We start from the raw sequence: 22,288 nt of genomic DNA on the forward strand, positions 1-22,288 counted from the left end.
ATCAATAATCAATTTTTAATCCGATAGAAAATGTCTTTGGTGGACTTAATCGGTACGGAAATTCCGGGTCGATACCAATCTTATTTGCACGCCATAGTACCCCTAGATTGGCCGCGTTTGCCGACAGCCCCATATTAAATACACGATTTCCGACGGTATACTTACCTTGCCAGGTCAACGAAATATATTCCAGCCGCAAATGATCTCCTTTATAGACATTGATATCAGCATATTGATAGAATGCATCCGACATTGATTTTATAGGATATTTCATCCCAGGAACCTGTGTATGTTGCTCATCCCCCGGCTGCTGCCATCGCTGATCAAAGTCTGGATAGGCCGTACCGTTGGCAAACAATGAAAAATAGGACGTCACAGGACGCCTGACGTAATAGTCCCCCTTGTAACTGATATTGAAAGAAAAAATCAGTGTTTTCCAAGCCAAGGTATTGATTATATTCCCAAAGACCTGCGGTTTGGAGGATCCAAAATACACGATACTTTCATTTCCTTCTGGCGACGCATTAGCCTGGTTGCGTATGGCGGTATAGTTTGTACTTAGCTGACCATCCAGCAGGCCCTGCCCTTCCCCAAATTCATTCAACCCCATCCATTTATAAGCAGCCAACGCGTTCAGTGGTTTACCGACGATCGGTGTGATGGTATTTCCGCTCGAGAGAAAGGATGTGACACTGTTTTGCAGATTGTAATATTGCGTTGTTTTGTTCCTATTCAGGCTTAATATCATTCGCGTATCCCAATTGACCTTTCCGCTTATGTTCTTTGAATTTAAGTCAATGTCAAAACCTTGCCCCCGCATTCCTGCCAAATTCTTGACAACTGTACCCTGTAAGCCCCATGCCGTATAATCGTATTCGCTCAGTCCGTATAGATCTTTGCCTTTCTTTATATAATAGTCAATACGCCCGGACAATCTTCCTTTTCTTACTGAAAAATCAAGACCAAAGTTAGTGGTTGCTACTCTTTCCCATTTTAGCAAGGGATCGTTCAAGGTACTTATCTGATACATTGGATAGCTGGTATAAGTTGCCGAACCGATATAGGCAATTGGATCCGGCGACCTTCGTAGATCGACGTTACCACTGGTTCCATAGGTTGTCCTCAATTTTAGATAATCAAAAAGGGACAGATTAAAGAAAGCCTCCTTATGAATGTCCCAAGATCCGCCTACGGACCAGAGCGGCGACCATTTATCATTGGTCGAAGCACCAAAGATATTAGCGCCGTCTTTACGCAAACTCATCGATAGGCCATAGCGGTCCATAAATCGGTCGCTTATATTGGTATAAAGTGATACAAATCGATTTACATTTTTAAAAAATTGCGGTGCTCCCGGTATCCGTCGCATCCCGTCATCCGGCAATGTTGGAAAGCGAGTTACAAAATCTACCGAAGTGCTTGACATCGGCAGTTCATTGTATCCATAGGCCGTATAGGAATTTGTGTTCGATCTGTTCTCCCGTACTTCGCCACCAAGAATACCGACCAGCAGATGCCGACCAATCGATTTGTTAAAATCAATTTGACCACGTAGCGTATACGACCTGCCCTCAGCAGCGGAGTATCGTTTTATACCACCGAGTGGAATGTTATATTTTGTAGCTGTGGTACCCGTACCGATGATGGTAAACTCATTGATCCACTTACGTGCTTCATAACTTTCCAAGGTATTCAATTCGTTATTTTCTGTACGCTGCTGCTGAATCTGTCCACCGACATTCAGGTGTAGGTAAGGCAATACCTTATATTTCAGGTTCAGGCTCGAAAACCATTCATTATTCTGCCGTCGGTCTTTCGCAAATTTGTATTCCGACAGTGGATAGTAATCCCATGGCAGATAACCACTTGTATAGTTTTCTTTTAGATAACTGGCCCTATATTCCTTTTCAAATGGGATTTCACCGCCATCCTCATTTAGAAACTGAAGATATGGCGTCTGCATACTGCTATAGCTTAACGATGAGAATTCAGGTTTGCCTTTTCTGCTATCCTGATTGGTATACAGCACCTGGAGGTCCAACTGTAAATTGTCAGTAGGTCTGAAACTATTGGACAGCTGGATATTGATCTTTCTATCAAAAGCATCCAGTTCGGATTTATTCCCCGTATACCCTATACCAAACCCATACGAATTGCGTGTCCCTCCGCCCGAGATATTCAGCGCGTGCTGATTGACAAATGGCACATTATAAAAAGCATCCATATAGTTTTGTTTTCCATTTTGCCCCATGAGCTTAGCTATACCGCTGGCCGAATCTGCCGGAGAAATAAGATTTCGCTTTCGTCTATCCAATAGGTCGATCACTGGCGACTGTGCCAGATAGGGCTGGTATAGCAATTCCGAATCGTAGTACCCCTTTTCAAAAAGATATTTTTCGAGTGCGATAAAATCCGCATTTTGGGGTTGATAGATTTTATTTAGATCGCTATTTTCCTTCAAAATCACTGTATTTGACAATGTTATTTTTGTCTTCTGCTCTTTGGAAAAAGCTCCCTTTTTTGAAGTCATGACGATAACACCGTTCCCAGCTCGGGCTCCCCATATGGCACTCGCTGCAGCATCTTTCAGTATGGAGACACTTTCAATATTATTGGGATCAATATTACTGATATCCCCCTCATAGATAAAGCCGTCCAGCACAATGAGCGGATCCAGATTTCCGTTTATCGTACTCAAACCTCGAACAGAGATATTCAGTTTTTGCAGGTCAGCATTTTGAATCGGCTGATTGTCGAAACGAATTGCTGTTGTCATGTTATTGAGCCTATCCAGAATATTAGTTCCCACCTGCTGACTGAGCATCTTATTATCGACTACATCAATAGCCCCCGTCACCTCATTGGCTTTCAATGTCTGATAACCGGTGCTGACAAGAGCCTCTTCCAAATAAATCTCCTTAGCATTTAAAGCCAGTACCTTATGCTTCTCAAAAAATTCGGCAGCCACTGTCCTATCCACGAAACCGACACAACTGATCATTAAAGAATCTTTATGATTACCTACCTGAATAGCAAATTTCCCCTGCAATGAACTTGCAGCCTGAGTATGCAAGGTCTTGTTCCGGATAGAGGCCCCCACGAGCTCCCTGCCATCTTTTACTGAAACGATTGTACCCTGTACCCAAATTTTTTCCTGAGCCTTGCCCATGAAAAACAATACGCTTGTAAAAAGCGCTGTTAACAACACTTTCATTACTTCGTATGTTTAGTAGATACGGTGTAGAAATAAGGATATTCACCACTGTATTGTGTTGGTGTAAGCGTTATGCCATACTGTTCCAGCGCAGCTATCTTTTGTTTGATAGACAGATCAAGAAAGTTTCCCGGCAAACGCAGATCAATCCGTTCGGCACTTTTACCCTCAAAAATTACCGGCTTATCCAAAACAGACCTGATAAAACCAATCACACCATTTAGGGGCATATTTTGCATGATCAAAGATTCATTGCCTTTATCCACACTATTCATATACATTCCGCCCTTGGTTTTCCATAGTGGACGCGCTCCATCCAGCGAAAGTGCGTATGCCGCAACAATACCTTTTTTTCGCTCAACAGCAACATGAAACCGTTCAATCAAAGCATTTCTAAAATAATCGAATGCTAACTCCTGTGTGATACTATCGCGCAGGTAGAGCTGATACCAAAACTGTCCTTTTGTTGTTTTAAAATCGTACATCAGATCGATAAACTCCTTAGTGATACGATCATCGAAAACAAAAAGGCTCGATTGTACCCCTTTGAATGCATCAGGAAAAGCCAGCTGATAACAGGTATTCAGAAAGTAATTCCCCACCTGAAACAGTGAATTCCCTTCGCTATAGGACACTGCGGGATACACACCGAGATAATTTTCTCGATAACCCGACATCACCGAGCAAAATAGAAGTCCCGTTGTATCGACCAAAGGCTGCGTGTTTATCCGGGCAGTATTTTGGATTTCCGATTTTTCAATAAATCGGCTTGACACTCCAGTTTTCAAAAAATCTTTGATAATATCCTCTGTGATAGAACTTGCGTAAGAATTGAGGACAAATTCACCTTCGGGATTAATAATCCCTATCGTTGGCAACGTATTATGCGGAAGAAGTGACGTAAACAAGGTATCATTCAGTATTGTCGGCAATACCGGTGTGTAATTAAAGTCCTCTTTATATTTCTTGAATCGCTTTTTTATCCGCTCTGGTGTATCCTTATTCCGCTTACTATTGACCATCACAACCTGTACCTTATCCTTAAAGCGCTGCTGGATCAATTCCATGTCGGGAATTCCTTCAATGCAACTAGGGCAGCCAGTTGACCAGAAGTCTAACAAGATCAGCTTTCCTTTCAGATCAGCGAATTTGATTGTTTTCTTTTTCCCATTAAAATAGTTCAGTTCGAGCGGCTGGTTCCATACCGCATCCGGGATCTTATCGCCCGATTTTAGTGCAACGAGATCAGATAGCCCATCGGCCCCGCTGTTCTTGCGGGGCGTCTGAGCCGATAAACTAAACATAGAAACTAAACATAAAAACAAGCATATCAAAATGATGCGATAAGCACGCTTATAATCTGCAACAGACAAAAAGCATTTTAAAGCCCGCTGAACCACTACACTTATTGATCCAAACAAAGTATTAGCTCGAAACACAAAAGCCTTACAGATCGACTTAAAGAGCCTCAAAACAGATCGTTCAGATTCTACTTCATAAGTCAATCTAGCATTTCCGACCTGCTGAAAAGCTTGCTTTTGTTGTGTGGGTCTTGTGCAATCGTTTAGTTGTCCTTGTGTATAACAAGGGCTTAGCAAGGGTGAACCTAGGGTCGCGCTATAGTCAGGCTTGTGTGTTTCTTGTGCCAAGCTATAGTCGACCATCTTTTGATCAATTCCTGCCAAATTTTTACATTTCATCGGGTTTTCATTGGGTCGGCATCGGGTTTTGATCGGTGTGGCCCGATGAGATCCCGATGAAAACTTGATGCCAATTGCATGAAAGACAGAAGCCAGGGCGAAGTTGGTCAGAAAAAAGTCCCTAGAAGGTGATACCTCACTCCCTGGTCTGCTGGCCTTCGGCTCGGCTTCGAGACTTATTCGGGACATATTCGAGACAGGCTTGGCATTTCTTCGACTCGGCTTCGGCAGGGCTTCGACTGCGCTTCGGGTAGGAGTCGAAGCGCAGTCGAACAACAGTCGAAGCGTTCCCGAAGAAGAGTCGACGCTGGTACGACGCAGTGTCGAAGGATACTCGAACAAAACCCGAAGGCTGCCCGAAGAACCAGCTGTTTTAATTTCATTTTGAACGCCAATCGTACAGCGCTTTTTCAGTAGGATCGCAGTACCTGTGAAGTACGTTTTTCCTTGTCTAATTTTCTTACGCAAATTTTGCGTAATTAGTACTATATCTGTACTTAAGTAGTGCTTCACAGGTACTTGAAATATATAGGTTATATAGCCCCTTAAAAAGGCTAAAAATTTCAGGATATTCATAATTTTTTTGTTGGCGGTTATTTCGATAACCTACTGAAAAACTCAGCGACTTTCTTGCTCAATTCTAGCTCTTTTCCGATGCGCTCTTCAGCTTCTGCTGACAGCTGCATTTTACGCAGGTCTATATTGCGATGATTGACGATACAATAAGCTATCAACACCCGATACAATGCGGTTGCAAATTCCTGCATTTCCTCATCTTTTAGAAGCCTATTTTCTCCTAAGCCACCATCAAGATACGTGCTCAATAGCTGGAGAATATTAGCAGAAACAGTCTCTAGCGCATAGTGATTCCAGAATGCCTCAATATCCTTTATAGGGTTGTAATCGACCTTATGGACATCATAAATCATCCAGTCAAAAGCAAATTGTAGCGCTAAAATCCTGTTCATTTTTCAGTCTGTAATCTTTAACCGAAAGTACATAGCATCCCCTCTCCGATCGAAATCAGCTTTTTATTGGGAGCCTCATGTTACTCAGTTCACATTAGTAATAATTAATTTATTCTGGGAGCCAGAGCGCGTTTGAATGAGGGGTCACAAAGGTGTATAATATTGGCGTTACGCGGTCCATGGCAAGAGAAGCCAAATCTAATTTGGCCAAACCAGCCGAGCTACTCGGGGGCTGTGATGATGTTCTTTGATCTTTGTTTTTTGTTCATAACTCGTTTGTTTATAAAAACGAGTCTTTCAGTAAGTATAGAAACGGCAATGGCGTGACATCCAACCTACTGTCAACGAGGCCGTGAGAAGCCCATGGAACGAGTAAGCGGACGCCACGCCATTGCTGACGGGCGTTTTGATCCACTTATCGCCTTGTTCCATTTGAAATTTCTCACGTTTCGTTAACAAGACTCATAAGTGCATCCACCTGTATGAGATGGTGCAAATGTATTATTTTAATCTACTAAAGACAAATAATTTACTTTAAAAGTGGCTTTAAACTATTTATAAAGCTACTTTTATCCACAAATAATCGTATCTTTATATCAAAGGTAAGGAACCAATTATTTAACGCAAAATGGTAAAATACCGGTAAATTACCGAACTTATTAAAATCTATAAAAATGGGTATTGCATTTCAAGAGGAGAAAATACACGAAGGAAAAAATCTAAAAAGAATTCGTGAAATCATGGGCATGAAACAGGAGGTTTTAGGGCAAAAATGCGAAAGCAAATTTGATCAAAGACGAATTTCTGAGTTTGAAAACTCATGGACTATTTCTGAGCCAAATTTAAAGGAATTAGCGGATGCGTTGGGTGTAACCGTTGAATTTATTCGTTCTTTTAACGAGGAAAAAGCGATCTATTATATACAACATAATCAAGATACATCTAAGCAAAACAGTTTAAATCATTTTCCAACTATAACTTATGAATCTGACAATAAATTGGAAGCGCTTTTAGAAAAACTCATTCATTACGACGTTGCTAAGACTCAAGCAATTTTGGATTTGACTAAGGTTGTTGCTGATTTGACAGAAGAGGTGAAAAGGTTGAAGGGTGAAAATTGATCCGCTATTATAAGGAGGTATTTTAAACGAGCTATTGAGATATCGAAAGACATGTAGCATAGCTCGGTAGCGTCGTGCTTCGTTCGAGACGACGAGGTGGTAGGTTCGAATCCTGCCACCCCGACAAAAGCCACTGATAATCAGTGGTTTTTTTGATTTTCGGACATATTTCGGACTGATTTATTATTCATTTCCGAAAGTTAAGCTATATAAGTTTTATTTTGGATCATGTACAAAACCTGTGGAGTAGAAGAAGAATAATCGGATATTTGCATTATTATATTATTCAGATGCACGATTCATTTAAAGCTTTAATGCCTCTCATTATTCCAGAAGGGGTTTCCGATTATTTTGAAATGACCCATTATTCAAAAGGCGAATGTCGCTTGGATATATTTTTGGAGGAGATGAATGTTATTCCTGATGAATTCAAAACCAATAGCTTATTATCCAAAGGTTTTTTTGATCCCGTTACTTTACAAGATTTTCCTATTCGTGGTCAGCAAGTTTATTTACATGTTAAACGTCGAAGATGGCTCAATCAAGATACTGGTAAGGTAGTTTATAGGGATTGGAATTTAGTAGCAAAAGGAACGCGTGTCACATCAGATTTCGCGGCTTTTTTAAAAGGTATCAGCGGATAATCAAGCGCATAGCATCGAAACTATTAGCTCATTTTATGGTATATCCGCCAATAAATTAAGGCGATATTACCGTAATAAACTCAGTGGTTTTCAACAGTGGGCCCATCGCGAAAATGCACAGGAAGGACTTCATTTTTTTAATAGCTAAACTAGCTAACAAATACGTTTTAGAATGATAGTTTGGTTTACATAAATCATCTCTTTAATATTCTTTTTAAGGATTATTGGTATTTTAGTGGAAATTTTTAGGCTATAATTGTGTATAGAGGTTTATTAATATAGATTATGAAATTATTAAAATATGTTTTCTTAATAGAGATACTTGGTTTGTTTTGTTTAAATGCCAGTTCACAAATAAGATATAATGACAGGCCAAATCAAGAACTTTCGCAGAATTCAACACTTTACAGAACAAAGTATGATAGTACAAAGAATTTTGTTGGTATCCTAATGTATGAGTATCAAGGGCAAACTTTTACAGTTAGAGAATTGAGGCCAACTATGGTTAAGTATGGATTTAGAGGGTTTGTTCGAAATCCGTTGAAATCTGAATTTGATGAATCTAATGTTTATTATAAGGATAAAAGACATCCAGATAGGTATAGTACGCCGTATGAAGATCTAGTTAACAGAACATTCTACGTTAAGAGTTGTAATCAAGATAAATTCTATCTGGAACTTGAGGACACAAAGAATAATGAAATTATCTATTTCATGTACAATTATGAGCTCCCGAGTCACTTTCCATTTATTGTTCATGGTTATTTTGAAAAGCTTCAACGTGAGATGAAAGGGAAAGTTTATTATGCTCGATCAAAAAGACTAAATAGCTATTCTACTTCATATAACGAAACGGTGGATTTAAATCAAGTGGCTTTTCAGGCGACTATAGGAAGTGAATGGGCTGTTATCGATGTGTATGTTTCTCAAAATTCCGATAAAATTCCGGTGGAATATAGATTGAAAGGAGAAGGTAGAGAAATTAACGTTGAAGGCGATAAGTTTTATGGTGCTTACTTTGGAGAAAAAGAAGTTTTTGATCGACTAAAAAAAGAAGAGGGTGTAAAAGTTTTTTCTGATGTTTTGAATCATATCTATAAGATTGGGATGACAAAACGGGCGGTTCGGCTTGCTCTTTTAAGCAAGCCAATAGACATTAACACTACCGAAATTGGAGGTAATGTTTCGGAGCAATGGGTTTTAGAGGATAATGAATATATTTATTTCGAAAATGGTATTCTTACAGCAATTCAAAATTAGAATTTTAAAATTAATGTAATTAATTGTATGAGTTCAATTAATGTTGCCATTTTGGATTTTGAAGATGTAAATACATTAGAAGAGTCAGTGATACGAAATGTAAAATTAGATTATGGAGGATTTACTGAATTTATAAATAATTGGTTTCCGGATTCTTCTGTGGACATTCTTCCTGAAAGACAGATTTATAACAGTCTTGTTTCGAAAAATCTCTTGAAGACCAACCTACATCTTGAATGTACCTGGTTTCATTTTACTCGTCTTTTGAGTGGGACTGAATGTCAAATTTCTAGAAACGGCCTTTTGCCAGTTCCCTTTGCTCTGGAAAGGATATGGCATGATTTAGATTCTATAAATGATGGCATAGATGTTGATATGATGCAATTGAAGGATGCCGCATATCAAAGCTCTAGATTCCAGAACAAGCTAATGAATGAATGCAATTGGGGACCATATGGAACTTTGTTTCGAGATATAGCAGATTTTGATTTATCAAATTTTGGATACTATAATTATTTTCGAATGCCAGAAATAATAACTGATATTTTTAGCGCCGGTGTTGGTCTACCTGGTATAGAGTTATTACGGGAAAAGTATATTCAAAAATCTGTGCCATTAGTCGTTAAAATACATCACGAAAGGGATTCTATAAAATATATAGGTAACGCTGTTTATTTTTTATATCTATATAAGGTTAATAATGAGTCTTTTGTGGATTGTTTAAGAAGAGCAAATACTTTCATTGATTTTAAAGGACAGATAGATCCAAGCAAAATTATCTATTGTAAGAAGTTGATTTCGTAAAACTACATTAGTGGATACCGATGTAGTTTTGTGAGTCAGATAGCATATATCGTTTTTAGATTGTAATTAGAGGGCTAAAAGTTGCCATTCAGTTCTTCTATTTCTTGACGTTTTCTTTGAACGTTGAATAAAAGCTTGTTTTCTTCTTCCCTCTTAATTACCAAATTTTGAAATTTGTTAGGATCCGACCTGTATGTGGAATCGATATGCGATGTAACATTAGGTAGCTCCAATTCCATCATACGGTAGCGTATCTCATACGATTTTCTATTGTCCAATTGTCTGTTTTTTTCATATAGAATTCCTAAACCCAGTGACGTGAAGATCGATAATAATATCATTACAATGATCACTGGCGTGGATTTTATATCAATTCCGTAATGATATCTTACATTGACCTGATCAGGGATTTCAGCGAGCTTTGAAGCAATCTCTTTTTCCTTGTCAACCAATCTGTTGACCTCTTTTCCTGTAGCATCGGCAATCTGAACAGCCAGATTCTGCAATGAACCATAATCCTTAACGATCCTTGACAGTACATCATTTTCACGCTTCATAAAAGTCTGAATCTGGCGTAACAGTTCCTGATCCTTTGCGCGTGTATCATGAAATTCCTTCATATTTGGATATTACGGACCAGCATCTCCGAAATAGACATTACCTATTTAAGACTATAATGGATCTTTCTAACAAAGATTTTATAATTGAAAAGCACTTGGAAAATACTCTAGAGAAATATCCAAAATATCAGTTTATACTAACAAGGTCTATTATCGATTCAAATATTAGAGAAATTAGGAATACACCAAATAATAATATTAGTCAATTTTCACTAGACTTTAGATAATCTCAGATCTTCTACATTATCATTTCAGGTGTAAGTGTCCCAATTGCATATCCGGAGTAAATTGGTTCTTCATCAATTTTGATGAAAGTACAACAAATAATTAATGAGCTATATCCCCAGAACTTCAAAAAATCAGCTGAACTGTAGTTCATAGGGCGGATACGTTTAATTTCTCTTTTTTTGCTAAAAAAAATAGTTTTTTTAATATGGATTTTCTAAATTTGGCTTTTAGGTGAATTAAAATTTTTTATATACAGCTTTTAATGTATATTCAGTAAATTCGCGATTTTACAATTTTATTTTATTATGCAATTAGACGAACTATTAGAATTTTTAAATTTATCCGATAAGGATGGTTTGTATTCTCGAGATGATCTGTCTAGTTATAAACGAAATTTTCTCCCAAATAGATTAGTTGAATCTTTTAAGCAAATAGATCCTGATTATATTTTTTGCATCAATAACGAGCCATTAATACTTTTTTTTAGTAGCAAAAGGGATTTAGAGTTATTGGAAAAGCAAGTTTGGAATTTCAATCAATCTCCTGCAATATTCATCCATGATGGTAAGCAATGGGTAGTAAAAAATGGTTTCAATCTCTTAGATAATAAAAAAGAATTAGAAACAATTGCTTCCGAAAATAGTAATAATTTATCTGATTTTGAATATTTTAAAATCATTACAGGTAGTAGCTGGGAAAAATATCAGGAGAAATTTAAACAGAGTAATAGGGTAGATTTTTATCTCCTCAATAATATTGACAATCTTAGAAATAATCTAAAGAAGGATCTTCCAGCCCAAGTTGCCAATTTTTTAATTGGAAGGGTAATTTTTATTAGATATTTGATCGATAGAAAGGTTGAACTAAATAAATATGGGATTACTGATAAGGAAGATTTTTATAATATCCTAGATGATAAAGATAAAGCCTACGATTTTTTTAAGCAAGTAAAGGAAGATTTTAATGGAAACCTTTTTCCTTTGTCCTATAGAATTGATAATATTGAAATATTTGAAAAAGATAAGGTTACTATTTCTCATCTTTCTAAAATCAAAGATCTTCTTTTAGGACATGTAATATATAATGATGGTGCTGTACAATCTTCCTTATTCGATATCTATGATTTTTCCATTATACCGATTGAGTTTATTAGTAATGTCTATGAGAAATTCATTGGAATTGAAAAACAGGCAGATAGCGGAGCATATTATACACCACTTTTTCTAGTAGATTATATTCAGAAAGAAACAGTCGTAAACTATTTTGAAAAAAACCCTGATGTTTATAACTGTAAAGTGCTTGACCCTGCGTGTGGGTCTGGTATTTTTTTAGTAGAAACACTGAGACAAGTTATTTTTCAATATCAGAAAAATAACTCTTCATATCTGAATGAAGAGAATTATGAAGCATACAAGGATACACTTAAGCAACTTTTAAAAGACAACATATTTGGTGTAGACAAAGATGAAAATGCCGTTAGTGTAGCCATCTTTTCTCTATATATTACTTTGTTGGATAATTTAAGACCCAAGAGTATCGTTGGATTTAGATTCCCCGAATTAATAGGAACCAACTTTTTTGTAAGTGATTTCTTTGATACCGAGAAGAAATTTGATTCAGAATTAAAAAAGCATCATTTCAAATTTATCCTTGGGAATCCTCCTTGGGCAACTAAACATCCCAAAGCAAAGCAGCCTTTTGAAAGATATATTGAAAATAAAAAAAGTGAAAATGTCAATTTAGAAATTGAGAATCGAGAGATTGCAGAAGCCTTTCTTGTAAGAGTTGGGGATTTTGTTTTTGATGAAACAGCCTTTGTTGTTGTCAGTAAAGTGTTATATAAAATTAGTCGGAAAAAAGATAAAAGGGGTATTTTTAGAAAATATTTATTAAATAATTTTAAAATTCGTCAAATACTTGAATTATCTTCTGTAAGGCATTTAGTTTTTGGCGCAGATATTAAGAAAAATAATGAAGATAAAGGTACCGCTCCAGCTACTATACTTTTTTATTCCAAAGCTAATTTGAATGAGATAAATAATAATATTGTTAAGCATATTTCAATAAAACCAAATATTTTCTTCAAGACCTTTAAATTGCTTGTGATCGAAAAATATGACATTAAGGATGTAGCACAAAAGCATTTTTTGGTTGATGATTGGCTTTGGAAGACTTTAGTGTATGGAAATGTTTTAGATTATTTTTTTATTAAAAGGCTAAAAGAGAATCAAACTATTTATGATTGTATATCTAATAAGGAACATTTTCTTTTTGGAAAGGGCGTATCGGTAGGCGGAGGAGATGAAAATTCGATTGATGAACATAAAACTATAAAGTACTCTGTTAATTCGAAGCAAAAAGATCTAAAACCGTTTATGGTGATATATACAAATAACTTTTTGCTCGACTTAGAGTTTGTGCACAGACCGAGAAAAATAGATTTGTTTAGATCTCCCATCTTACTCGTTGGCAAAGGAGTAAGTAATGATTATAAATTAAAATCAGCAATTTCATTTAAAGATGTAATATATACTGATGCTGTAACAGGTATAAAACCACTAACTGATCAAGCCATTGATGTCATGTTTTTATTGGAGACTCTTTTTAATTCGGCATTATTTAGCTATTTTCTTGTCAATACGAATTCTTCAATAGGAATTGAAAGAGAACAGTCTCATGATAAAGAAGATAAATTCTCAATTCCATTACCTCTGATACAAGATATCAATACTCTGAAATCTAATGTTGTTGAGCTAAAAGAGTTATATAAACTAATTGATCAAGAAGAATTTCAAACTGGTAATAAGTTAGAATTGGTTCAAAAAGCTAAAAATATTTATAATCACCTTGATCTTATTCTTTTAGAATACTATGGAATTTCTAAACAAGAAAATAGCTTGATTGACTATACAAATAATATTACCATTCCTCTATTAAAAGGAAGTTTGCTAGAAAAGAATAAAGTAATTGCCAAGATCCCATACGAGTCAGAGTATTTGACTGCTTATGCGCAGATTTTTGTTGATCATTTTGGTCGTCGTTTTAATAGTGATGTGCGTTTTTTTGAGGTTGAAATAGTGCATTCTGAACATACTATTCTCATGAAGTTCAAAATCATTCTAAATAGCTTACAACGTTCGTCTACAATTTATTGGACAAATCAAGGTGATAGAGAATTGCTTTGTACAATTTCTAAGTTTGGGTTTGAGCAATTAAGTACAGACCTTTTCTTACAGAAAGATATTAAAGGTGTTGAAGATGATTTTTTTTATATTGCTAAACCTAATCAGTATAAATCATGGCACTCAGCATTAGCTTATTTAGACTTATCAGAGTTTGTTGAAGTTTTTCATAGTTACAATTCAAATCAGCCTTAGTTTAATATGAAGATACCTAAAAATAATATTTTTGTGAAATCATATCAGGATCGTGATTTGAAATATATATTATTTTGTATCTACTCTTGCTATTTGGAAATATTGAATTCATCAGTTTTAGTGAAAAATGATGAAAATAGTATTCGTGATTTATTTATTTGTGATGATTACCTTGATAATCATCAATTAAAAGAAAAGCTGGGAATCGGTCAATATAAATTTGATAAAGAAATTCAGATTCAAGATGGGCGAGTTGATATTCGAGTTTTAGATATGATTAAAATTATGAAGGGCGATTATCGTCCTTACTATTTTATTGAATGCAAAAGATTAGACGGTGCAAATTCTCAGAGGAAAAATAGCTTAAATAATAAATATCTTAATGATGGATTAAGCAGATTTATTACTGAAAAGTATCCTACATATTTAGAGGCAAATGGAATGATTGGATTTGTTGTGGAAAATATCGATATCGGAGATAATAGTAAACACTTTCCTGATTTTCAGTATGATAATTTTATTGAAAACTTTAAGTTTACATATAGGTCTTGCCATGTTACTCAAACATTGAAACGTATCGTTTTATATCATCTCATGCTAGATTTTTCAAGTAAATTAGCAAGAAAGGTAACCACTGATAGAGCCTAAGTCAATATGTACTTGGTAGGACGGATACTACTAGCCAAGGTTGGAATTATCTTTGAAAAGAAACTTGGCCTAATATCTAAAGTGTCATCAAAAAACTTAAGAAAAAAAAGCAGAATAAACGAGTTTATTCTGCTTTCTAGTAAGTTAATATTTATTAAAAAGTATACCTTACTCCTAACTGCATTTGCCAAGTAGTACCTAATGTACTGACATTTTGGAAAGGCGTAGTTGGTAAATCACCATTAACAACATTCATGTTAAATTCTGGTATTCCTGTAGCTGGAGTAGAAGCAGTATTAAGGACCGCTTTTCCACTACTAACTCCCGGAACCATTTTATTTCCATATAGCAATTGTCCATTATTCAAACGGCTTTGGATACCCCAGTTTTTATTCAAAAGATTACCAAAGTTTATTACATCAAGACTTAGCTGTAAAGAGTTTTTACGTCCACCAATATTAGTAAATATATCTTGGAGTACTTTGACATCAAATCTATTTAACCAAGGCAATAAAAATCCATTTCTTGGCAGATACTTTCCTTGATATTTCTCTAAGCCATTATCCTTAACAAATTTTTCTAAAGCATCAGCTTGTTGAGCAGCAGTAAACAAAACTTTTCCATTTGCGTCAACGCGATCAACAAAAGTCAATGAATTTAGATTTTTTGGTAAATAGATTAAATCAGCATTTTGACCATCTCTATTAATATCAGAATAATAAGTATAAGAGAAGCGACCTTGTGACGAACCATTATAATAAACACCAACAGTAGTAGCTAAATGATTAGCATACTCTAACCTATAACTCAAATGTGCCATAACTCGATGAGGAATTGCAAATGCTGAAGGATGTAAAATTTGATCATTTGGCCCATTTACGGTCGCAGATCCTCCCCATGCAGAACTCGCACTTGATCCAGCGTTTGCCGAAACCTCCTTAGCACTTGCATAATTATAAAATACGCTTCCACTTAATCCTTTATAATTAGGAACACTTAAACCTAAAGTCGCACTAACCGCATGTCCTTTAACATTTGTATTTGTCAATACTGTAGCATTATTTGCTCCAATTTTGCTATTATAAGCACTTCCGTTTACACCTGCAGGATAAAATGCACGGTTATCGCCGTAATCGCCTTCATCGCCGGAAGCACCATAGTTCAAGAATGTATTAGGTGTTCTTCTATTAGCTCCCAATTGAAATACCGCGTTAATATCTTTGGTATACAAGAAGTCTCCTGATAAAACAAATGGAGAATTAGGAATTTTATAATCAGCACCAACGCTTGTTCTCCAAACCATAGGCATTTTGAAGTCTCTATCTACTAAAGCAAATGAAGAAGGAGCTCCTTCCTTAGGCGTCTTAATAAATACGGCTTCTGCACCAGCAGGAACGTTGTTTAAATAATAATAAGGATCGGTGTTAAATTTAATGTTGTTGATCCATCCAGAAACAGCGTCATAACTTCCTGGCTCAACAGTATTTTGCAAAACACCAGCATTTGTCGGCATATTTGTTAACCAAACAAATGGAACTCTTCCTGAGAAAAATCCTGTACCACCACGAAGTACCAATGAACGATCTTTAAAGACATCATAGTTAAAACCAACACGAGGTGATATCATAATCTGTGATTTAGGCCACAAGCCCGAATTGTAATTTTTGGGATTTCCGTTAATATCCAATAAACGAAGTGCATCAATTGATGGATTAGCTGTTAGTTTATTTAAATAAATAGGAAGCTCGGCGCGTACACCATATGTCATTGTAAAATTATCTGCAACAGACCATTTATCCTGAGCATATAATGAAGCTAGCCCGAAATTAATTTTTGAATAGGTATCCTGACCCTCATAAGGATAAGTTACACCGTACATAATAGGCGCTACTTCCTGAGGAGTACCAGTTTTAAGGAAATCATCCACAGATGCATAACGATAATATGAAGTTCCCATGCGCGTGTAAGAATTTCCAAAGTTTTGGATTTCAAAAGCTCCACCGAAGGTAAAGGTATGTTTATCCGCCTTTAGAGTTAAGTTATTTGTAAATGAATAATTATTGTTAATTACATCATTTTTGTAAGAAAACAACTCTGTACCAAAACTCATATAGTTTCTTCCTGTTGCAGAGCCGTCCCATATATCTACGAATGGAAATAATTGATTACTCGGAGTACTTCTTGTATCTTGGATTCTAGTGTAAGTCGCTAAAAATTGATTTGATAATTGAGAATTAAAAGTTGAATTTAATTCAGCCGTTACAGATCTAACGATGTTCTTAAATGCGTAGTTACCATTTTCAAATGTGATGGATTGATCACTCACACGATTCGTTTGGCTTCTTGGATAAGGTCCGGAATTTCCATTGGCAACCTGCATTGAATTCCCTACAACTTGATTATATCGAAGCGCAAATTTATGCTTTTCATTAATATTCCAATCTAAACGAACCAAAAATTTAGTGCTACTCTCTTTTGCTTCATCTGCATATCCCTCATATCTTCCTGGATCATAACCCCATGTATTAATCAAATGATTTCTTACGTCTTCTAGGTCTGACCGTTTTGTCCGAGCAATATTGTTATTAGGATCTGCCACTCCGTTTTCAGATGCTCTCCAAAGATTAGCACCAGATGCATTGGCTCCTGTTGCTTCCTCTCGCTCCGCATTCACAAATAGGAACAATTTGTCCTTAATGATAGGTCCACCTAAACGAAATCCGAAATTCTTCTTTGCAGCGTCCACCTTGTCTAAAGTCACATCCTCGATCTTACGCCCTTGGAAATTTTGATTTTGCAAATAATAATAAGCAGATCCTTCTATCTTATTCGTTCCACTTCTTGTTACAGCATTGATACCAGCACCAGTAAAGCCTGATTGCGTGATATCAAAAGGAGCAATATTAACACTGATTTGTTCAATCGCATCCAATGATATAGGCTGAGAATTACCACCAGGAATAGGATTAGAACTCAATCCGAAACCATTATTGAAATTAGCACCGTCAATTTGTAAATTGTTGTATCGTGCATCTCTTCCAGCAAATGAATTTCCATTAGCTTGCGGCGTCAATTTAGTAAAATCAGTAATACTACGATTTATTTGAGGTAAATTTTGAATTACTCTTTGATTTATACTTGTAGATGCACCAGTCTTTTGAGCATTTATTGCTGTCCCTGTTACAACAACCTCGCCAAGAGTAGTACTATTGTCACCAAATACTGGGTTAAGTACGAATGGTTCACCCAATTGCAAATAGACATCTTCATATACAACCGGCTGTTGCCCAACATAAGTTACTTCAACTTTATAAGGTCCACCAACACGCATCGATGGAAGGTTAAAACGACCTGCAGCATTCGAGGATCCAGAATAAACAGTTCCTGACGGCACGTGCGTTGCCTTAATTGTTGCTCCCGAAGTTACACTGCCGTTTGCTTCTTTTACAATACCTGTAACGCTACTTGTCGTAACCTGAGCTTGTACAGCACCATAGCTGGCCATAACAAGAGCGAAAAAGAGTAAAGATCTTTTCATATAATGTGATTTGTTAAAAAATGTTAAGCAAAATTACTAAGAGATTTTAAATTACAAAGGACTTAATATAAACTTAACACACTAAACCACACATACTTCATGAAATACAGTCCTAAATTACTATATTAACATACAATTTATTAGCGAAAAAAACGTTGTAACATGTTTTAAACCAGCATTCCCCTCCGCACAAACTGATCGAAAATAATTTTCCACATCAAATCCGCAAAAATCTTTTGTAACAACATTCTTCCAATCGGAATTTAACTTTTTGAAAATTTTTAACTAATTTCCTATCAATCGAGACTTTTATTAAACAACTCAGTTTCTTGTCGAATATGAGCCACTGTAACCTATTCTGATCGAAAAAATCAAAACGATTGTATAGACGTGATGGTTTATATAAAAAATGTTTCAAAAACCGAGAACTTTTCAGAAATTCGCGCACCTAATAATTTATGCTTCATGGAAGACGGTATTCAAAATTCTTCTTTTCAAGAACCTGCAGACATTAAATTGTCCCCTGCAGGGCTCTCCTTCTTGGCTTCAGCGGCCAAATGGGCCAACTTTCTGGCCATTGTCTGTTTTATTTTCATCGGCATTTCTGCCATAACCATGGTCAGCCTGATCTTCGGTGCCAGTGCATTATCACTCGGTGCCGACGAATATGTAACAGCAGGAGCTTTATCCACCTTTGGTGTACTTTATCTTTTATTTCTTGCTTTCTTCTGCCTTCCCATCTATTTCCTGTATAATTTTGGATCCAAAGCAAAAAAAGCAATAGCAAACCGTGACAGCATCCAATTGGAATTATGCTTAGATGCGCTCAAAAAACACTATAAATTTATTGGAATCATGGTCATTATTACCATTGCGTTCAATTTTATGGGATTGGTCGTTGGAGTCGTACTCGGAATCAGTGACGCTTTTGCTGGGGTATAATACAGCCATAAATAAAGTAAAAAAAAAGCGGAGTATCTCATTCATTTGGATACTCCGCTTTTTTTATCGTATTGACTCCTTATTTTTTATAATATTTCATTGCGTTTGGAATCAATTTCTGAATATCCGCAATCCGTCGCTCATCACTCGGGTGGGTACTCAAAAACTCTGGCTGCCCTTTTTGACTACCCGATGCCATACGCTTCCAGAAATCTACAGCTTCATTGGGATTGTAACCCGCCAAAGCCATAATGATCAAACCTGCTGCATCCGCATCAGATTCGTCGCTTCGCGAAAATTTCAGTTGCGCCAAGTTGCCTCCTAATCCATAAAGATTGTTAAAAACACCAAGCGTACTGTTTCCAGATACGCCTGCAGCTGAACCTAAAATCTGTCCACCCAATTGCAGCGCTATCTGATTCGAAGCCTGAGCCACAGAATGTTCTTCAATAGCATGTGCGATCTCGTGTCCCATCACGGTTGCCAAACCTGCTTCCGTACGTGTTACTGGTAATATTCCAGTATATACCGCAACTTTACCCCCAGGCATACACCAGGCATTCACGTCATCACTCTTCACCAAATTAAATTCCCAATTGAAGTTAAATTGATTTGCGCGACCTGTACTCTGCAAATACTGATTAACCGCTGTTGCCAACTTGTTACCAACACGTTTTACCATCGCCGCATCCGCAGTTCCAGTGACCACTTTAGCACCATTCTTCGATAAAAAATCTTTATAAGCCAATGCTGCTTGCTGGTTAACCTGATCAGCACTCACTAATTTCAAATATTTTTTCCCGGTAACAGCTGAAGTTGCACAACCTGACAACCCCGATGCCAGTGTTACACACGCTAATACCATAGCTGAATACTTAAACATTCCGTTCATAGTTTATATTTTATTTCAAGGGCCATATGGAGTTTCAAAGCGAAAGATAATCGCGTTTCCGCTCTTCCCATATGGATATTTCACAATAATTATTAAATCGTACTTAGCAAATACAATTATTGTGCCTATTCTTTTTCCTTCGCTTTTTTCTTAAAAAGGTAGATCTTGGACTCGTGCCCCTTTAACAGACGCTCTATATTCTTTTGGTGGGTAATTAACAACAGGATACAGATGGCTATTCCGTAAAGCAGCACAGAAGGTATCGTTGTTTTAAAAATAAAGGCCAAACTAAAAGGAAATGCAAAACCTGCAGAAATGGAACCGAGCGAAACATAATGAGTTGTCAGCAGGATGATGATAAACACAGAAACACAGACCAAAGCGGCAGGTGTATGTATGGCGAGGATCATACCACACAGTGTGGCCACCCCTTTTCCACCTCTAAATCCCGCAAACACAGGAAACAAGTGCCCCAATACCGCAATAACGCCAAGTGCCAACTGAAAGTTGACAAATTGGACATCACTCGTATTTTGTCCCAGTTCTATTAAATAAGCCAGGTTTGTTGCTGTCCAGCCTTTAAATATATCTACAAACATCACGATCGATCCCGCTTTAGGGCCCAATACGCGAAAGGTGTTAGTCGCCCCAGCATTACCGCTACCATACTCACGAACATCTACCCCATAAAATGCCTGTCCCAACCAAACTGCTGTAGGTATGGACCCAAACAAATAAGCTAGTAATACTGCAGTTACTAAATAAATCGATATCATTAATTAAATCAGTTCTTATATTAATTTGGCCTTCAGACTAAGATCCAGGCTCCTTACACTGTGTGTCAAAGCACCTACTGAAATATAATCTACCCCAGCCTCCGCATACGATCGGATCGTGTCGAAAGTTATTCCCCCAGAGGCCTCTGTCTTAAATCGATGGTCAATTAGCTGAACAGCTTTGGCTACATCCTGCGGCGAAAAATTATCTAACATGATTCGGTCCACTTCGCCAAAGTTAAGAACTTCATCAAGCTCCGCAAAATTTCGGACTTCAATTTCTATTTCTATTGGTTTATTTAGGGTCTTTCTGTAATCATTTGCGCGCTTTAGAGCCGGTACAATACCGCCACTATAGTCCACATGATTGTCCTTAATTAAAATCATATCAAAAAGACCAAAACGATGATTGGTCCCACCTCCTATACGAACGGCCTCTTTCTCCAATACACGCAATAAGGGTGTGGTTTTCCGTGTATCCAAAACTTTCGTATCCGTACCTTTTAGAAGGTCTACATATTTTCGGGTAGTTGTCGCAATGCCGCTCATACGCTGCATGACATTCAGCACCAAACGCTCTGCCAGCAAAATACTTTGGATATTTCCCCTCACATAAAAAGCAATATCACCTACTTTAACCTGACTTCCATCGTGGATAAACACCTCGCAGGTCAACGTATCGTCAATATAGGCAATAATCGCCTGCGCCACTTCGACCCCTGCTAAAATACCGTTATCCTTAACAATCAATTTGGCTTCACCTTGCGCCCCAGCCTCAATCGTAGAAAGTGAGGTATGATCACCATCGCCCAAATCCTCCGCGACAGCCTGTTTTACAAACTGGGCCAGATAGTCCTTGATTTCCTTCTCCATAAATACTATTTATTGGGCTAAGATGTGGAATAATTTTTTAATCGAAAAATAGATTTATAAAAAAAGCATCGCTAGCTTTAATTTTTGTCGATTCTTAGCTCTTCAATCGAATGGTTATTATTTCCTACGCCGATCTTAATAAAGACACGATAGTTTGTTTGTTCTGTAGCTAATGTAAATGTAAAATATTGATAGCCATTGTTCGCATTGCTGGCTTGCGTCAATTTAACAGTCTTGGGTTTATGCTGATTAAAAAATGCCGCCAACATGATTTCTGACTGATACTTTGTGTAGACGCCATTCTCCCCCAAAATAGATAAGGTTAAGTTTGAGCCGAAATACTTGGCCATATTTTTTGCATTACCTTCTTTCAAATACGATTTCAGTTCCTCTGAAATACTTCCTAAAGAATCATCATCACCTGGCAAAGCTACCTTTACCACTGTATTTACTTCTCTTAAATAATGCCCGAAGGCCGCAGTGTGTACAAAAAGACTATTAATAAGTATAAATGCGCAATAGCTTAAAAATTTCATATAGCTCAACATATTATAGAACAGCTTCTATCATCCATATCAATCATTAGGTAGTTCTGCTTTTTAACCAAACATAAATTATGCCACAAACCTATAAAATTATTAGGGATTAACAAGGGAACTTTTTAAGATGCGTTGATAGATTCT

General features: G+C 36.8%; 16 protein-coding genes. 7 read left to right on the plus strand and 9 right to left on the minus strand.

Annotation, left to right across the window (positions count from 1 at the left end; all coding sequences use genetic code 11):
* Window position 1 precedes the first annotated feature (1 nt).
* The 3 genes from CBM24_RS21020 to CBM24_RS21030 all read right to left on the minus strand — a co-directional run bounded on the left by CBM24_RS21020 (window position 2) and on the right by CBM24_RS21030 (window position 5,882).
* A complete protein-coding gene (locus CBM24_RS21020; protein ID WP_088162606.1) occupies window positions 2-3,214 on the minus strand; it encodes a SusC/RagA family TonB-linked outer membrane protein in 3,213 nt (1,070 codons plus the stop codon).
* Window positions 3,214-5,382 carry a TlpA family protein disulfide reductase gene (locus CBM24_RS21025; protein ID WP_157698558.1) on the minus strand — a complete coding sequence of 723 codons (2,169 nt, stop codon included), beginning with the start codon at window positions 5,380-5,382 and terminating at the stop codon, window positions 3,214-3,216. Before CBM24_RS21025 ends, CBM24_RS21020 begins: the two co-directional genes overlap by 1 nt.
* 125 nt (window positions 5,383-5,507) lie before the next feature.
* Window positions 5,508-5,882, minus strand: coding sequence for a hypothetical protein (locus CBM24_RS21030; RefSeq protein ID WP_088162608.1), 375 nt, complete (start codon window positions 5,880-5,882; stop codon window positions 5,508-5,510).
* A 674-nt stretch (window positions 5,883-6,556) separates the two neighbouring features.
* Here CBM24_RS21030 and CBM24_RS21035 point away from each other — a divergent pair.
* The 4 genes from CBM24_RS21035 (at window position 6,557) to CBM24_RS21050 (ending at window position 9,711) form a co-directional block, all read left to right on the plus strand.
* Entirely contained in the window at window positions 6,557-7,003 is a 447-nt protein-coding gene (locus CBM24_RS21035) for a helix-turn-helix domain-containing protein (protein WP_088162609.1), read from the plus strand.
* Window positions 7,004-7,293: 290 nt separating this feature from the next.
* On the plus strand, window positions 7,294-7,647 hold the full coding sequence (locus CBM24_RS21040; RefSeq protein ID WP_088162610.1) for a transposase: 354 nt from the start codon (window positions 7,294-7,296) through the stop codon (window positions 7,645-7,647).
* Window positions 7,648-7,932: 285 nt separating this feature from the next.
* A complete protein-coding gene (locus CBM24_RS21045; RefSeq protein ID WP_088162611.1) occupies window positions 7,933-8,907 on the plus strand; it encodes a hypothetical protein in 975 nt (324 codons plus the stop codon).
* Window positions 8,908-8,934: 27 nt separating this feature from the next.
* The gene (locus CBM24_RS21050) at window positions 8,935-9,711 is read left to right on the plus strand and encodes a hypothetical protein (protein ID WP_088162612.1); all 777 of its coding nucleotides are present in this window, start codon (window positions 8,935-8,937) and stop codon (window positions 9,709-9,711) included.
* A 74-nt stretch (window positions 9,712-9,785) separates the two neighbouring features.
* Here CBM24_RS21050 and CBM24_RS21055 read toward each other — a convergent pair whose 3' ends face one another.
* Window positions 9,786-10,331 carry a hypothetical protein gene (locus CBM24_RS21055; protein WP_088162613.1) on the minus strand — a complete coding sequence of 182 codons (546 nt, stop codon included), beginning with the start codon at window positions 10,329-10,331 and terminating at the stop codon, window positions 9,786-9,788.
* Between the two features lie 533 nt (window positions 10,332-10,864).
* Between CBM24_RS21055 and CBM24_RS21060 the strand changes: the two genes are divergently transcribed.
* Window positions 10,865-13,936 carry an Eco57I restriction-modification methylase domain-containing protein gene (locus CBM24_RS21060; RefSeq protein WP_088162614.1) on the plus strand — a complete coding sequence of 1,024 codons (3,072 nt, stop codon included), beginning with the start codon at window positions 10,865-10,867 and terminating at the stop codon, window positions 13,934-13,936.
* Window positions 13,937-13,942: 6 nt separating this feature from the next.
* Window positions 13,943-14,584: a hypothetical protein gene (locus tag CBM24_RS21065; RefSeq protein WP_088162615.1), complete on the plus strand. Its 642-nt coding sequence runs from the start codon at window positions 13,943-13,945 to the stop codon at window positions 14,582-14,584.
* Window positions 14,585-14,738: 154 nt separating this feature from the next.
* Here the strand turns inward: CBM24_RS21065 and CBM24_RS21070 are convergent, their stop codons facing one another.
* Window positions 14,739-18,122: a carboxypeptidase regulatory-like domain-containing protein gene (locus CBM24_RS21070; RefSeq protein WP_088162616.1), complete on the minus strand. Its 3,384-nt coding sequence runs from the start codon at window positions 18,120-18,122 to the stop codon at window positions 14,739-14,741.
* Between the two features lie 465 nt (window positions 18,123-18,587).
* Between CBM24_RS21070 and CBM24_RS21075 the strand changes: the two genes are divergently transcribed.
* Window positions 18,588-19,064: a hypothetical protein gene (locus tag CBM24_RS21075; protein ID WP_046675000.1), complete on the plus strand. Its 477-nt coding sequence runs from the start codon at window positions 18,588-18,590 to the stop codon at window positions 19,062-19,064.
* 79 nt (window positions 19,065-19,143) lie between these two features.
* Here CBM24_RS21075 and CBM24_RS21080 read toward each other — a convergent pair whose 3' ends face one another.
* From CBM24_RS21080 to CBM24_RS21095, 4 genes are all read right to left on the minus strand, one after another.
* Window positions 19,144-19,956 carry a M48 family metallopeptidase gene (locus CBM24_RS21080; protein WP_088162617.1) on the minus strand — a complete coding sequence of 271 codons (813 nt, stop codon included), beginning with the start codon at window positions 19,954-19,956 and terminating at the stop codon, window positions 19,144-19,146.
* Window positions 19,957-20,081: 125 nt separating this feature from the next.
* Window positions 20,082-20,732 carry a glycerol-3-phosphate 1-O-acyltransferase PlsY gene (gene plsY / locus CBM24_RS21085; RefSeq protein WP_046674998.1) on the minus strand — a complete coding sequence of 217 codons (651 nt, stop codon included), beginning with the start codon at window positions 20,730-20,732 and terminating at the stop codon, window positions 20,082-20,084.
* Between the two features lie 15 nt (window positions 20,733-20,747).
* On the minus strand, window positions 20,748-21,605 hold the full coding sequence (gene nadC, locus CBM24_RS21090; protein ID WP_088162618.1) for a carboxylating nicotinate-nucleotide diphosphorylase: 858 nt from the start codon (window positions 21,603-21,605) through the stop codon (window positions 20,748-20,750).
* 77 nt (window positions 21,606-21,682) lie between these two features.
* Window positions 21,683-22,141 carry a DUF4783 domain-containing protein gene (locus CBM24_RS21095; protein WP_157698559.1) on the minus strand — a complete coding sequence of 153 codons (459 nt, stop codon included), beginning with the start codon at window positions 22,139-22,141 and terminating at the stop codon, window positions 21,683-21,685.
* Window positions 22,142-22,288: the final 147 nt, after the last annotated feature.

Origin of the sequence: Sphingobacterium sp. G1-14, from assembly GCF_002196555.1 — a bacterium.
In the GTDB taxonomy this organism is placed as follows: Bacteria; Bacteroidota; Bacteroidia; order Sphingobacteriales; family Sphingobacteriaceae; genus Sphingobacterium; species Sphingobacterium siyangense.

What these genes read in the sequence shown, in the direction of transcription:
- CBM24_RS21020 (WP_088162606.1), bottom strand. Translation starts at nt 3,214, where the DNA reads ATGAAAGTGTTGTTAACAGCGCTTTTTACAAGCGTATTGTTTTTCATG.
- CBM24_RS21030 (WP_088162608.1), bottom strand. Translation starts at nt 5,882, where the DNA reads ATGAACAGGATTTTAGCGCTACAATTTGCTTTTGACTGGATGATTTAT.
- CBM24_RS21035 (WP_088162609.1), top strand. Translation starts at nt 6,557, where the DNA reads ATGGGTATTGCATTTCAAGAGGAGAAAATACACGAAGGAAAAAATCTA.
- CBM24_RS21040 (WP_088162610.1), top strand. Translation starts at nt 7,294, where the DNA reads ATGCACGATTCATTTAAAGCTTTAATGCCTCTCATTATTCCAGAAGGG.
- CBM24_RS21045 (WP_088162611.1), top strand. Translation starts at nt 7,933, where the DNA reads ATGAAATTATTAAAATATGTTTTCTTAATAGAGATACTTGGTTTGTTT.
- CBM24_RS21050 (WP_088162612.1), top strand. Translation starts at nt 8,935, where the DNA reads ATGAGTTCAATTAATGTTGCCATTTTGGATTTTGAAGATGTAAATACA.
- CBM24_RS21055 (WP_088162613.1), bottom strand. Translation starts at nt 10,331, where the DNA reads ATGAAGGAATTTCATGATACACGCGCAAAGGATCAGGAACTGTTACGC.
- CBM24_RS21060 (WP_088162614.1), top strand. Translation starts at nt 10,865, where the DNA reads ATGCAATTAGACGAACTATTAGAATTTTTAAATTTATCCGATAAGGAT.
- CBM24_RS21065 (WP_088162615.1), top strand. Translation starts at nt 13,943, where the DNA reads ATGAAGATACCTAAAAATAATATTTTTGTGAAATCATATCAGGATCGT.
- CBM24_RS21070 (WP_088162616.1), bottom strand. Translation starts at nt 18,122, where the DNA reads ATGAAAAGATCTTTACTCTTTTTCGCTCTTGTTATGGCCAGCTATGGT.
- CBM24_RS21075 (WP_046675000.1), top strand. Translation starts at nt 18,588, where the DNA reads ATGGAAGACGGTATTCAAAATTCTTCTTTTCAAGAACCTGCAGACATT.
- CBM24_RS21080 (WP_088162617.1), bottom strand. Translation starts at nt 19,956, where the DNA reads ATGAACGGAATGTTTAAGTATTCAGCTATGGTATTAGCGTGTGTAACA.
- plsY (WP_046674998.1), bottom strand. Translation starts at nt 20,732, where the DNA reads ATGATATCGATTTATTTAGTAACTGCAGTATTACTAGCTTATTTGTTT.
- nadC (WP_088162618.1), bottom strand. Translation starts at nt 21,605, where the DNA reads ATGGAGAAGGAAATCAAGGACTATCTGGCCCAGTTTGTAAAACAGGCT.
- CBM24_RS21095 (WP_157698559.1), bottom strand. Translation starts at nt 22,141, where the DNA reads ATGAAATTTTTAAGCTATTGCGCATTTATACTTATTAATAGTCTTTTT.